At 40.5% G+C, this 13,413-nt stretch carries 12 protein-coding genes; 3 read left to right on the forward strand and 9 right to left on the reverse strand.

Features of this window, described 5'->3' with window-relative positions:
• From NJ959_RS16330 to NJ959_RS16350, 5 genes are all read right to left on the reverse strand, one after another.
• The coding region (locus NJ959_RS16330; protein ID WP_254012800.1) for a two-partner secretion domain-containing protein at positions 1-3,290 on the reverse strand (3,290 nt) is incomplete at its 3' end.
• Positions 3,291-3,651: 361 nt separating this feature from the next.
• The gene (locus tag NJ959_RS16335) at positions 3,652-4,944 is read right to left on the reverse strand and encodes a hypothetical protein (RefSeq protein WP_254012801.1); all 1,293 of its coding nucleotides are present in this window, start codon (positions 4,942-4,944) and stop codon (positions 3,652-3,654) included.
• Positions 4,941-6,767, reverse strand: a complete 1,827-nt coding sequence (locus tag NJ959_RS16340) for a CHAT domain-containing tetratricopeptide repeat protein (protein WP_254012802.1) — start codon at positions 6,765-6,767, stop codon at positions 4,941-4,943. The genes NJ959_RS16335 and NJ959_RS16340 overlap by 4 nt, the downstream gene beginning before the upstream one ends.
• A gap of 285 nt (positions 6,768-7,052) precedes the next feature.
• Complete coding sequence (locus NJ959_RS16345; RefSeq protein ID WP_254012803.1) at positions 7,053-8,066, reverse strand: DUF1822 family protein; 1,014 nt, start codon at positions 8,064-8,066, stop codon at positions 7,053-7,055.
• Between the two features lie 145 nt (positions 8,067-8,211).
• Positions 8,212-8,865 (reverse strand): sigma-70 family RNA polymerase sigma factor, encoded by a 654-nt coding sequence (locus tag NJ959_RS16350; RefSeq protein ID WP_254012804.1) that lies wholly within the window; start codon positions 8,863-8,865, stop codon positions 8,212-8,214.
• Between the two features lie 339 nt (positions 8,866-9,204).
• Between NJ959_RS16350 and NJ959_RS16355 the strand changes: the two genes are divergently transcribed.
• Positions 9,205-9,522: a hypothetical protein gene (locus NJ959_RS16355; RefSeq protein ID WP_254012805.1), complete on the forward strand. Its 318-nt coding sequence runs from the start codon at positions 9,205-9,207 to the stop codon at positions 9,520-9,522.
• A gap of 153 nt (positions 9,523-9,675) precedes the next feature.
• Positions 9,676-9,810: a hypothetical protein gene (locus NJ959_RS30205; protein ID WP_256529287.1), complete on the forward strand. Its 135-nt coding sequence runs from the start codon at positions 9,676-9,678 to the stop codon at positions 9,808-9,810.
• A 6-nt stretch (positions 9,811-9,816) separates the two neighbouring features.
• Here the strand turns inward: NJ959_RS30205 and NJ959_RS16360 are convergent, their stop codons facing one another.
• Complete coding sequence (locus tag NJ959_RS16360; protein WP_254012806.1) at positions 9,817-9,984, reverse strand: hypothetical protein; 168 nt, start codon at positions 9,982-9,984, stop codon at positions 9,817-9,819.
• On the opposite strand from NJ959_RS16360, the gene NJ959_RS31040 reads away from it, so the two are divergent.
• Positions 9,924-10,163: a hypothetical protein gene (locus NJ959_RS31040; protein ID WP_507237489.1), complete on the forward strand. Its 240-nt coding sequence runs from the start codon at positions 9,924-9,926 to the stop codon at positions 10,161-10,163. The genes NJ959_RS16360 and NJ959_RS31040 overlap by 61 nt on opposite strands.
• 167 nt (positions 10,164-10,330) lie before the next feature.
• On the opposite strand, the gene NJ959_RS16365 is transcribed toward NJ959_RS31040, so the two are convergent.
• The 3 genes from NJ959_RS16365 to NJ959_RS16375 all read right to left on the reverse strand — a co-directional run.
• Positions 10,331-11,293 (reverse strand): glycoside hydrolase family protein, encoded by a 963-nt coding sequence (locus NJ959_RS16365; RefSeq protein WP_254012807.1) that lies wholly within the window; start codon positions 11,291-11,293, stop codon positions 10,331-10,333.
• 34 nt (positions 11,294-11,327) lie between these two features.
• On the reverse strand, positions 11,328-12,380 hold the full coding sequence (locus NJ959_RS16370) for an adenylate/guanylate cyclase domain-containing protein (RefSeq protein WP_254012808.1): 1,053 nt from the start codon (positions 12,378-12,380) through the stop codon (positions 11,328-11,330).
• On the reverse strand, positions 12,377-13,413 hold a 1,037-nt coding region (locus tag NJ959_RS16375), incomplete at its 5' end, for an ATP-binding response regulator (RefSeq protein ID WP_254012809.1). The genes NJ959_RS16370 and NJ959_RS16375, both read right to left, overlap by 4 nt.

A 13,413-nucleotide genomic window follows, 5' to 3' on the forward strand; every position in this document is an offset into this window, starting at 1 on the left:
GTATATAGATATTCTTGAGTTGGCTGAATACTCCGCACGGGATTATCGTTTCCTCTGGTAATAGCACCTTCTGTACCGTTGATATCAGAATCTCCGACAATAAAGGGAGTTATTCCGCCGCCGCCATGTTGGATAATAATTGAGCCGCCGTCTGTTACTCCGGCTGTGGAGATACTGGCGTTTATATTATTTTTATCGTTAAAGGTGTCGGTGGCTTGGAAGAAATTCCCTGTGGTAATATTAACGTTGCCGCCGATACCGTTACCGAGACTTTGGCTATTGATTTGACTTACGGTGATGTTGCCAGGTGCTTTGAGATTTATATTGCCACCATTACTAAATGTAGATGTATTGAGAATTCCGGTATTGATATTTCGACTATTACTGGTGAGGGTAATTCCACCGGGTGAGGTGATGTTGTTTGTTTCGATATTATTGACGGTTGCGATATCTATCCCAGTTGGGTTAGTGGTGGTTGTGTTACCTTGGATGAGTAAGTTATTCAGTGGGATTGCGCTACCGACGATATCGTTAAATTGTGCGGTGGGAGTAGTGAGGGCAAGATTGTAATTGCCGTTAACGGTGTTATTAAAGATAATATTGCCTGTACCGGAAGTGGTGAAGGCGACATTACTGCCTAGGGTGACAGGTGCATCAAAGATAATGTTGTTTTGATTGGTATCGATATTGCCCAGGATGCCAATATTATTATTGGCGATTAGGTTGATTTTGCCGCCGTTATTGGTAAAGGAAAAGGCGTTAATTTGCCCTGCGGTAATTGTATTGGCGGCATTGACTGTAATATCGCCGCCAATACCTAGGGCAGATGCGGTAATTAATGCACCAGTGCTGGTATTAATGTTACCGTTGGTGCTGGTGATGTTAATATTACCGCTATCTCTGTTAAACCCACTGTTGAAGAAAATACCAATTGTACCTGTATTAATATCGCTAAAAGCACTCAGAGTAACATCACCGCCATTGTTACCACCTGTGGCGTTAATAATTCCAGCAGTAGTATCGATAATACTACCACTGATGAGGGTAACCGAGCCACCATCTTCCTTCCCATGGGAATCTAAATTACCTGTGGTGATATTACCTGCGGCATTGAAAAATATCGAACCTCCATCACCATTCTCGGCAGATGAAATGATACGAGTGATAATAGCAATATTCCCGATGCTACTCTTAATATTAACATCTCCACCTCTTAGCTGTCCTTGTGAATTAATGTCACTACTGGTAATATCACCATTAGCGATTAAATCGATAGTACCACCGATAGAATTCGACGAAGAACCACCTTGAGAGGAAAGAATTTTTGTAATAATATCACCACCAGCTTGAATTATAATATTACCACCATTACCAGTGCCACCAGAACATCCAACACCTCCGGAACCGATAGTGCCGGAGCAAGAAAAAATGTTACCTACAGTACCATCTAAAGCCCGCTGGTTGTTAAGGCTTCCACCAGTAGTTATTTTAATATCTCCACTCCCCAAAGAGCCAATCGAATAGATATCATCGGCGTAAAATTGTCCTCCAGCTTCAATTGTGATATTACCACCCTTGCCATCACCAGTGAATGACATGACATCAAGATAAATCTCAATGTCACCTCCCGCTTTAATTGTGATATCGCCAGCATCCCCTTGTATCATAAGCTCCGCACCTGAAAACATCTGAATAGCAGTAATGTTACCCGGTGCTTCTAAAATAATAGCACCACTATTTTTACCATTAATTATCGTGCTAGTATTGATACGTCCTACATAAATACTTGGAATAAAATTTGGAGGTGTAACTTGAATGGGAGGAAAATTAGGTCTATTATCGAGAGTTGTTTTGCCTGCTTGTAAAATCAGCGCTGGACTAGTTGTTAAAATATTATAATGTGGATCTGTAGCAGGAATAGAGTTAGGAGAAGCTGGACTCGTAATTGTAATATCTCTAACAATAATACTACCTTTAGCCTCTATTTTAAGCGCCGCACCCATGTAATCGCGAAAAATAACATCTCCATTAGCACTAACTATAGGATCGTAGAGACTCATAAAATTACCGGGATTTCCTAATAAATTAAGAATTGAAAAACTTCCCCCACTGGCAAAATGAGCATCTCCAGAAATCGTGCCATCGCTGACTAAACTGAGATTTCCACCACTCGCAAAAGCAGGGCTTGGATGATTCATCGCTAAAATGTCAATGCCATTATTGCCTTGAATATAAAGATTGCCACCAGCGCTAGCTACAAAAGGATTTGCTACACTATCTCGAATTAAAATAGTATCTTTGGCGAACAGATTTAGATCTCCTGTAGTAAGTAACTGACTTTCGACTAATGTCAAATTATTAGCAGCAAATAGGGTTGCCGTTTTTCCCGTGATATTTCGCGCTATTATATCTCCTTGTTGTACGCTAAAATTAGATCCATTTATCTGGACAGTACCTTCTGGAGAAACTGTCAATCCGGTTTCGATACTCTGTGCTTTTCCTGTCAAAAGAGTGGGCAAATCTAAAGGAGTAACAGCTAGTGGATTACCGGAATTATCTCTGGGTGCTTCTATTTCTAAACTCAGCAAGTTTCCCGGTTGACTAATCCGCACTAAATTAGAACCTGGTACAGCAGCAACAGTAATTGTGCCACCGGGCGCATTTAGTTGTCCAGTATTAATAACAGTACCGCCCAGTAAGGTTAAATTTTGTCCTGCTGTGACAGCTAAATTACCAGCATTGATGATAATTCCCGGTTGGGCTAAGTCAAAGGCAAAAGTATTGGGATTCCCGATAATATTCTGGTAGTTATTTGCACCAAAAGCATTAAACCAATTATTATCGTTGAAACCAATACCTGTAGCAGTGGTAGCAGTAAAAGCAGCAGGTACATTTAAACTGGCATTTGCACCAAAGATAATTCCAGCAGGATTCATTAAATATAAGTTAGAGTTACCGCCACTTACCTGAATTAATCCATTAATTAGTGAGGGGGAACCCCCAGTTACTCGCCCTAAGATATTCTGAATCTGCGGAGAGGAGAGAAAATTAGCAATTTGCCCTGAATCTAAGCCAAATTCCTGTAAACTGTGGAATAGATTTGCTCCATCGCTGGATAATGTGCCGCCCGTGATATTGAAGTTATTGCTATTTTGATTAATAATAGTGCCCGTACCATCATTTGCTGGGGTAATGGGTTGGGCATTAGTGATTTGAGATGGGAGTAGAGTTGATATTCCACAAATGCTAAATAATGTGATGGATAATACTGTATTTTTTGGGTTGAACATTTATAGTTATCCTGGGTAGTCTATTGATACCGACAGAGAATAAATTCTCTGTCTTATAGCTAAAGTCAGTTAAAATTCAGATCTTGCACCAGTTTCAATAAGAGGCGGAGCCTCGGTATTCTCGTTCCCAGGTTGAACCTGGGAACGATGGTTGGGAGGCTCTGCCTCCCTTAAAATTCAGATCTTGCACCAGTTTCAATAAGAGGCAATTGTCAGGTGCGTTAGCGTAGCGTAACGCACCCTACGCAATCTAATAATCAGGATTTCAGTCAGTTTTAACTGACTTTAGCTGTGAGCCAGAGAATTAATTCTCTGGCGGATTATCGCCATTAATGCAAGATATAAATTAAAATAAATTTCATTACTTCCCATCACTATTTACCCCCCTCAACTGCCTTTCCACTTCATCAATTTGTTCCGAATAACCTAACATTTGATATCCCTTCAGTGCCAAAGTAAACCATCTCACAGCTTCATCTTTATTTCCCAGGGCTACTTCCACTTTTCCCAAACTATATTGGATTTGAGTTTGTTCCTCAATATCCTCAGAATCTGCTATTGTAATTGCCTTAGTGTAATACTCCTTTGCCTGGGGAATAAGTGCTAAGTAATAGAAATAGCGATGGCCGATTTGTCGATAAATGGGTGCAGTGTGAATGCCGCTGGATTCTAAGGTTGCGATTGCTTCTCCATTTAAGCTATTTTTACTATAGAGATTTGCCACAGCAATCGCCTTAGCTTCCTCATTCCAAGATTGTTGGGCAATTTGTGCCGATTGAGTGCGAATCTCTTGTGCTTTTTGTGCCTCAAGTAAGGTAAAATTAATGCCGCCAACACTAACAGGTTCATCCAAAGAAGAAACACCCGTATCTGCTTCCACTGTAAGCAAATAGGGAGTATCTGGTTTAAGAGGTGGTTCCCCAGGGTAAATAATTTGAGTATCGCCAACTTTAGTTGTCCATTTCACACCTTTACCTTCTACATTTACCGTATAAACTTTTGCCCCCGGTACAGGATTCCAACGGAGGATAGGTTTATCGTTAAGAATTGCTGTACGACGGGGACTAATAATATAGGGAATGTTACTTTTCCAGGTAATTTCACCGCGATGAGGACATTTATATGTTCCGGGAGTGCAAGTTTCTTCAGTTTCCGAGGGACAGGTATTTGCTTGATTTTTACCAGCGGATATTGATTGGGTAGATAAGTTCGCACATTGAACAATAATTTGCGATTCGTTAGCGGTTAATAGCTTATCTCCGGGATAAATTATTGTGCCTATTTTGGGGTGAATAGTATGTCCATTTCGCTGAATCCCCACATCACCAGTTGTCTGGATAATTTGTCCGTTGGCGATGGGTTGGGGGAGATTTTCTCCTTTTATTCCAATTCCTGATACTGGAGAATTGCTGTTAATAATGACTAAAAAAATAGTGATTGCGAATGCTGTTATTCGTCTAACAACCGCCAGAGAATAAATTCTCTGTCTAATAGCTAAAGTCGGTTGAAACCGACTCTTGACAAGCATTTTAGATGAAGATTTTGTCACCACATCAGGCATTTTAGTCCGTTTTAACGGACTTATGCTATTAGACAGGGAATTTATTCCCTGGCGGTTAATGTATTTTATTATTAAGCCTATCCTACCTTTCACTGTGTATTTCCTTTCGCTTGTAAATATTGCCGAGCAAAACCTATACATTCATCTTCTTCTGGCACATTATATTTAGAGTAGCGCAGCGTATTTTTCCAGACAGCTAATGATTCTTCTTTGTTCCCTTTCCTTTCCAAAATCTGGGCTAATAAGCAATAAGAATGAGGGCTATTTTCTGACAGGGCAATGGCACTGCGTAAATCTACTTCTGCTTCATCAAATCGCTCCTGTTTAAATCGCGCCCAACCCCGATTTTTCAAACAAGCTGCTTTAACACCATTGTATTGGGTATGGTTTAAACATTCCGAAGTATATTTCAGTACTGCTTCTGTATTATTTTGTTTCATTTCCAAGCGGGCAAGTTCAGCGTAAGCATCAGGAAGTCCACGAATTGCAGCTTGTTTGAAACTTTGAATGGCGCATTTTGAATCGTTTAGACTCTCATCGCACAGCCACCCTAAGTTATAATAAGGTTGAGGATAATTCCAGTCGAGGAAGGCAGCTAAATGATAGTATTGTTGAGCCATCAATAATTGACCATTATGATGACTTTTTAATCCAAACTCATTCACAAAAGGCGCAATTTTAAATCCGAATGACAGGTAACTGCTAATTAACCCAACTAAGAAAAGTGCCGTAAACTTAAGGATTAAGGCTATCAGGTTGGTTTTACGCCTATCGGGATACTTCCCCCCCAATTCTGCCCAAGTTAGCGGAATAACTGCTGGATGCTGACAAATAATAGGTAACCAACTCGCACTAGGAAATTCATCCTCAATCCCTTTTAATTGTTCTCTTGCTTGTCTGACTGCAATATGAAACGGTTTACCAAGAGCAAACGGTTTGCCAGAAGCATACGCCCCTAAAAAATACTTCAAAAACTCTTGAGCAACTCTATCCGCCACAGGTTCCCGCATCACAATCATTGGCGGTAATGGAATCTTTGCGACTGCTAAATCTCGCGCCAAGCCTAACCCATCACAGGAATTAAAAATTGCTAATTTCAATCCTTTATGAACAGCGTGACTCAGAGCTAATTCTAATTCACTAATAGTCAAGCTATTATTTTGAGAATGCTGATTAATATAGATTCTACCATTAGTAGCATCCGAGCCACTGGAACTATGTCCTGCAAAAAATAAAATATCCCAACCTTCTTGCCAAAGTTGGTCATTAAGTTGCTGTCGATTTGGTTCAACCAACCATGTTAGTTCAACATTTGGTAACTTTCGGAGTAAATTCTGATCTTTTTCAACATCAATACCCGCACTATTCCCTAAAATTGCCAGAATTTTTACTTTAGATTTTACCGTTTCCCGAAGGTGGAAAATGGGAGATGGATATTCCGGAGTACTTAAGGCAATCTCCGCGTGGCGATAATCTTGAAAAAACTGCCAAAGATGCCAGGGTAATTTCCATACTTGAGAGTCATCGCTTTCAACAATAACTCGCACTTGTTCCGATGGTTTTAATTGAGTTCTCAGTTGCAAGTCAATCTTGCGAAACCCTTCTGTATTCAACCAAGTATTAATGGCAGTTTCTAATCCTTCGCAAATATCGCTAAATTCCCCCTCGGAAATATTAGTAATACCAGATTCTACAATTTCGATACCAGAACGAATACCAGATTGGTTACCATATTGGTAAAGTGCCTCATAAAGCAACCGCCAGTTTCTGAGGAGTTGCGGAATTTCTGGTGCTGGAGGTAAATGCCCAAGGAATTGCATATAGAGATTTCCTGGTTTTCCTAACCTTGCTGTAACATTAGGAAATCCATCTATTAAATTCCCGGAATTAAGACTTAAAACAACTAATTTAATCATAGCTGTATGGTGCATTTCATCTGTAAGTCAACATGGAAATGAGAAGCGTACACAACCCATCTGCGGGTATCTTGAAACATTTATGATTTGAGATGCACCGTCACTTAACATTTGTTATTGAATATACCATGTTATTTATTCAATTCCCATTAAGTTTTATATCAAAAATCATCCGTAGAGCGGGCGTCTCGCCTGCGGCAGTTGAGAACACAGGCGAGACGCCTGTTCTACGTTTTATGGGTATATCAGATTGTGCAGAAGGAGAGAATACGTTTTATGGGCATATCAGATTGTAAATGCCTCCGTAATACTAATATCATCTAACTCCACTTTCAGACTAAAATTAGTTTCCGATGGAACCCGAAATGGCCTCAGTTGCATCCACAAATCCATACCTTTTGATTCAACCTCCTGAAGAGTTTCACCAGATTCTGAAAGTAACACAAAATTAAGATTAGACGGCAAATAGCGATCGCCTCCTGCTGGATGAACTTGCGACAAAATATTAATTTTGCCATCATTTTCTTGAGTAAGTGCCATAATCAGTGCAACATGTTTATTTCCCAATTGCATTCCCAAATCTATAAGTTTGGCTCGCACGATATCGGGATCTGCAAATAGCTTAACAGCAACTCCTCCCTTTCTGAACGATCCATTCCGGAATTGCAGTTTCGGGTTAACTTGATACCTAATTAGATCGTCAAGTGATTGCCAACCAGTTTCAAAAATATCCTCAAACCACTGGCTCAAATTTACTTTCGGTTGAGTCAACCTTTCAATCTCTTCTAATAAAGCATCTACCGATTGTAACCGATCTAGATATAACTCACCTGCCCCAGCAGTTTTGGCAAATCCCAATAACGCAGCTTCTTTTTTGTTCTCATCAATTTCCACCACAACATAACCAATCCGCTCTGCCCACACTTCTGGAGGAATACTGCAAATAGGTGTGGCAGTACATGGAGTAAATACCCCCAAATAAGATTTAATTTCTATCTTATTACTTACTTGAGGACAAGATGCCATTACCGGACGACATTCTAATTTTCCCAATCCCTTTAAATCGAGATCGGCAATATCCGCACAAAGACGAACAACTGGATTCCAGCTATCACTTTGGGCTAAATTTGTTTCAATCTCCATCAGTTGCAAATAATCATTTACCGCTAATACTGCCAGAGTGTTTAGATAAACTTGCTCTGCCTTTTGAGGATTGGGTTGTTGGGCTGCAAATTTCTTAGCAGTCTCAATCGCATTCTGGGTAATCGGCATGGAAGTGAAAATGTTGGTATATTTCATAATTAGCTTCTATCTCGACTCACTAGATAATTATCGCTCAAACTTTGCGCCCTTTGCGCCCTACTCTGACGAGAAGCCGCTGCGCGTCTATGGGTTTAAAATCGAACTTCGCTAAACTCCCGAAGCATCCCATAAACTATCCTCCTTATAGATATCCCTGAGATTCGCCAAATCTTCGCAAACGAGGCAAACATTGTCGCTGGTAAAAATTCGCCAGGGTGGAAATTGAACAATTAAATTCCTCCGATAGAGATTTCCAATCAGTCTCCGGCGGTAAGCGACGGAGAATTAAAAGTTGACAAGTTAACTCCGAACGTCCTTTAATATGAATATTCCTTAATTCTCCATCAGAATCAGTCTCAGCCCAATCTCGAATTACGTCTAACATGTTGGGAATATCAGAAGGAGCAGGTAAATTATCTATCGGATCATTTTGATTCTCTGAATCTGCTATTGGTAGAGATATTTCGATCTTGTTCCTCTCCCACTCTGAGATCTCAAAATCTTGCAACCTTCTCCTCAGATATCGATCTAACCAAGTTGTCACACGACTTCTCTCCGGATTATACTTTTCTTTTGCCGTATCAGCTTCGCAGAGATTTCGACATAGATAGAGCCAAGTTTGTTGTAAAGCGTCCTCATAATATGGTGTATTCTCTCGCCAGAGTCTGTCAGATTTAATAATGGCTTGAATCAGCTTATTTAATCCTTTACGCCGCTCGAGACTCTTACGGGGATACCGACAGGTTTGGCAGACAAGCTGACGGAATAGCTCATCTGGGTTGGGCTGCTGTGGCATTGAGTAAAGATTGCGCATTTGCGGGTTTAACTCATTCATAAGCTAACGGGTGATGGTGGCGTGACTCCTATCCTTCATTTAGTTATCACCCCAACTCCCAAGTTTTTCGCAGAATTCTCAAAAATATTTTCTGGAGTAGGGAGCGCGGGGTTCGTAGTAGGCGCTTCAGCGCCTAAACCAGCGATAAATCGCCGACTACAAACCGCTCAAGGTAAAGTTTTGTAAAGAAAATCCGCCCTGCTGCGAAATTTTTATCAATACTAGCGATATCAAAACAGAGATTCACATTAGGGTTATCTCTACCACACAGACATTCTCCTTCTCAAGGAGGTTACAGCAATGAAAAAATCTCTTCTCACCCAATTTCTCCTGACACCCATATTTATATTGGCAGCAGTCTTTTTAGCAGGAATCACCCCACCAATCGGTACGAGCAACACGAAGTCAGCGACAAGTCAAGTACTTAATCTCACTATATTTCTCTTGAATCTAGAGATGGGTGTTTCTTTTGCCGCTGTGATGGGGTGGCGTATTTCCAGTCTCAAGTCAGTAGAGATTGAGGCGCAATGTATGAATCATCAGGCAAAAATTAAGCAAAAAGATGTAGAGATAGAAGCAGCCCTCAAGTCTCTACAAAATCAGATTAGTACCAATTGAGAGCCGAGTCTCATCATAATCACCCGCCAGAGAATAAACCACTAGATAATCACCCGCCAGAGAATAAATTCTCTGTCTAATGGCTTAAGTCGGTTGAAACCGACTATTAATCAAGAATTTTAGTCAGTTTTAACTGACTTTAGCTATTAGACAGTGGTTTTAACCACTGGCGGGTTTTCTAGCGGGTTTTCTGGTGAGTATCGCCTAGGAGATCGCGGCGCTAGTATTTTTTACTATACCATTGGCGGTGGTGCTTTAGCCATTGGATTAATTGTCTTAGGTAGGTAAATTTCCTTAGTTACTATAATCTACAAGGAGAATCGATTTAGCAGAGGTTGATTCCGTATAATATAGCGTGCGATCGCGAACGACTTCAATGCGATCTTGAAACCGGGTACGGCATTCCTCATGAGGAAGTTGCGGCATGGTTATCCAGTATTGGTACAGATGACGAGTTGCCATGTCCCATCAATATTGTATTTTGTTTGTTTATTGTCCTAATAACTTGCTTCAAACCCAAATTCTTCTGGGAAAGCAAGGAAGTTAGATCCATGAGGTATCGCTTAGGAGATCGCGGCGCTAGCATTTTTTACTATGCCATTATCCTGGCAAACCAGAAGAATGGTATTTGGAAAAAGTGATTTATGATTTAAGGCGCGGTCGTTAATTATAAAAGTAGACGCTGGAGTAGTATCGATCATTTTAAAAGTAATCAAAAAAATTAGACAAAATGGGGCTTGATTTTTGGCATTCCAATGGTTTGGTTGCCATCATTAATTATGTTAGTAAGGTGGTTGTAATACTTGTCTCACATTTCAAAGGTAAAATCTGTAAAGTTACGATCTACATGCTGGAAGTTTGTTTTAACACCACTTCTACGAATACCACCATCTTGGATGTCAAACCCCACAATCTCCCCATCCATTTCTGGAATAATGCGACAAGCATAAAGTCCCGATTTTTCTGCCATGAGGACATGGGGTTTCTTATTGCTGAAATCATTCAGATTTGAGGCTGTTAAACCCTGGAATCCACCTGCTTTTCTTGTCATAGCAGAAAAATCATTTCTTGCCCATGATGAGAAGACAAGCTCGTAATTTCCTTGAGGATCTTTGTATAGTTGTGGGACTTCCATTTCTGAATAGCAACATGGTTTGGCAATAGGCTCTAAATATTCCCATTCTCCAAAATTATTGTCTTTTAGCCGTAAACATCCTATAACTCCATTTCTCCCGATCGGATCGTCAATTGATTTGGCTGAAAGGAGCATGTAGATTTGATTATTTTCTCTAAATAGAAATGGATCTCGCCAAGCATGAGTGGAGAGATCTCCTAGTGAATTTTTAGGTAAATAAGAATATCCAGGCTGAATTCGAGTTGGGGATAGTTTCCAACAAGATGTAGATAAACTTTCAGAGTATGCAATGCCAATATTTTGGGTCATTCCATCATCTTGTTCCCTATTCCTTGAAGTGTAAAACAACAGAAATCCGTTACTAACTTTAATAATATCACCACTCCAGATAGATGTATTTGCCCAATGTTCTTTAGAGGATGTTAGGACACTATAATCTTCATCATCTCCCCATTCCATTCTGATAAAATCAGAAGTAGTCCCATGTCCGACACAAGCCGCAAAATGATGCTTATCAGCAGAAACTAAGATTTGATCAGCATTAAGATAGAAAACATGAAAAAGCTTACTTTCTGAGTCAAAATAGTACCAAAAATCCCAAACGTGACGATGAGGATGTCGCATTGAAGGAAACATTATAACTAACTCCTTTTCCTTTTGACTTTTGACTTTACTTTTTCCCGATCAACCAATAAGTAATCATTTCGCCCTTACCCTTAACCGCGATCGCACCTCGTTCTTCCAACTCATAATTATACTTCAATCGTTCGTAAGTAGCTTCTGTCACTTGAATCCTGCCTGGTAATCCGTGATTCTCCATCCGACAGGCAATATTAACCGTATCTCCCCAGACATCATAAGCGAATTTCTTAGTACCAATTACCGCTGCTACCACTGGTCCTCCGGTATTAATCCCGATGCGCAAACGGAGGGGTTCCCCAGTGGGCCAATAGAATTGTGCGATCGCAGTTTGCATATCCAGTGCCATATCAGCCATCGCTTCAGCATGATCTGGGCGGACTAATGGCAGTCCGCTAGCGATAAAATAAGCATCACCGATAGTTCTAATTTTCTCAACACCGTGGTGGTGGGCGAGTTCGTCAAAAATAGAAAAAATTTCATTCAATAAACTTACAACATCTCCCGGAGGCATTGGGCTAGTATTAGGGGAAAAACTGACTATATCGCAAAACAAAAATGATGCTTCTTCATATTGCTTAGGAGTAGCAATTTGCTTCTCTTTTAGCTCTTGAACAATAGATTCCGGTAAAATATTCAGTAACAACCGTTCCGACTTTTCCTGCTCTTTTCTTAGGGCATTTTGCAGGGCTTGAATATTCAGATGAGTTTGGACGCGAGCGATAACTTCTTCAGGTTGAAATGGTTTAGTAATATAGTCTACCCCACCGACAGAGAAAGCCTTAACCTTATTAAATACCTCATCAAGAGCGCTCAAAAATATTACAGGAATTTGAGAAGTTTGGGGATCAGATTTGAGCCGTTCGCAGACCTCATAGCCATCCATTTCCGGCATACTAATATCTAGTAAAATCAGATCTGGTGGTTCAGCTTGCGCCGATTTCAGAGCGAGTGAACCATTGAGTGCTTTACCCACATCATATCCCTGATCCGTTAAGAGTTTTGATAATAGGCGTAGGTTGAATGGTGTATCATCAACAATCAGAATATTTGCCTTCAGAGTCTCAAATTGATAGCGATTCATGCGGTAACCCGTACCTGTTGGATTAAGTCAATGACTTGATCGAAAAGAAAGTTATCTGCCCAATCCCTTAAGATCTTGGCTAGCGGAGCATGGGTAGCGGGAACTTGCTCGCACAACCAAATAATTTCCCGATCAGAGCATTTAAACGCTGCTCGATTTAGCTTTTCCACCCACTCCTTTGGCATTCTAGATAAGTAAAAATCGAGAGATTCCGTAGGATAGTTGTCCCGCCTGTCATCTCGCCTGTCATCCCATCTATCATCCCATCTGTTTTCATTAATTAACTGACCATGAATTTCCTCGTAGGAAAGGTGGGATGCCCGATAATCTTTAACCTCAGACTCTTCATAGATATAACGCACTCCTAAAAGTCCAGCAATTTTTTCCCAAAGGATTTCCTCCCGGAATGGTTTCCGCATAAAATCATCGCAACCCGCTGACAAAATATGAATTCGCTCCTCTTCAAAAGCACTAGCAGTCAGAGCAATAATTGCCGTAGTTGAACCTTGGAAATGCTCCTTAATCCGTTGTGTAGCTTCATACCCACTCATCACAGGCATCTGCATATCCATTAAGATCAGGTGAGGAGAGTAACTAGAACAAAGTTCAACCGCTTCCAATCCATTTTTAGCTTCGGCTACAGAGAAACCAACTGATGTCAGAAGCTTGACTAACAAAAGACGGTTCTCCAGACAATCCTCAACCACCAAAATACGATAGTTTGGTTGATTTTGTGCCAATCCAATTATCTTGCGAGTTTCTTGAGGTATCTGAAGAGCCATTGCTTCAGGAGGATCGACTGGAATATCAAACCTAAATATCGTTCCCTTGTCTAAAACACTGCTAACTTTAATATCTCCCCCCATCAGTTGGATAAATTTTTGACTAATTGCTAAACCTAATCCCGTTCCTTCCTGAGATTTTCGTCCGCTTTCTGTTTGTCCAAAGGCAATAAATAGATTATTAATCTCCTCTGGTGCAATACCGAGTCCAGTGTCTTCAATAATGAAGCTAAGGGAAAGGGGAGTAGGGA

It is taken from the genome of Limnofasciculus baicalensis BBK-W-15, from assembly GCF_024178385.1.
Lineage (GTDB): Bacteria > Cyanobacteriota > Cyanobacteriia > Cyanobacteriales > Coleofasciculaceae > Limnofasciculus > Limnofasciculus baicalensis.

Bases quoted from the DNA above. Each gene is read 5' to 3' on its own strand.
- NJ959_RS16340 (WP_254012802.1), bottom strand. From the start codon at position 6,767: ATGATTAAATTAGTTGTTTTAAGTCTTAATTCCGGGAATTTAATAGAT.
- NJ959_RS16345 (WP_254012803.1), bottom strand. From the start codon at position 8,066: ATGAAATATACCAACATTTTCACTTCCATGCCGATTACCCAGAATGCG.
- NJ959_RS16355 (WP_254012805.1), top strand. From the start codon at position 9,205: ATGAAAAAATCTCTTCTCACCCAATTTCTCCTGACACCCATATTTATA.
- NJ959_RS16350 (WP_254012804.1), bottom strand. From the start codon at position 8,865: ATGCCACAGCAGCCCAACCCAGATGAGCTATTCCGTCAGCTTGTCTGC.
- NJ959_RS16370 (WP_254012808.1), bottom strand. From the start codon at position 12,380: ATGAATCGCTATCAATTTGAGACTCTGAAGGCAAATATTCTGATTGTT.
- NJ959_RS16365 (WP_254012807.1), bottom strand. From the start codon at position 11,293: ATGTTTCCTTCAATGCGACATCCTCATCGTCACGTTTGGGATTTTTGG.
- NJ959_RS16360 (WP_254012806.1), bottom strand. From the start codon at position 9,984: ATGGCAACTCGTCATCTGTACCAATACTGGATAACCATGCCGCAACTT.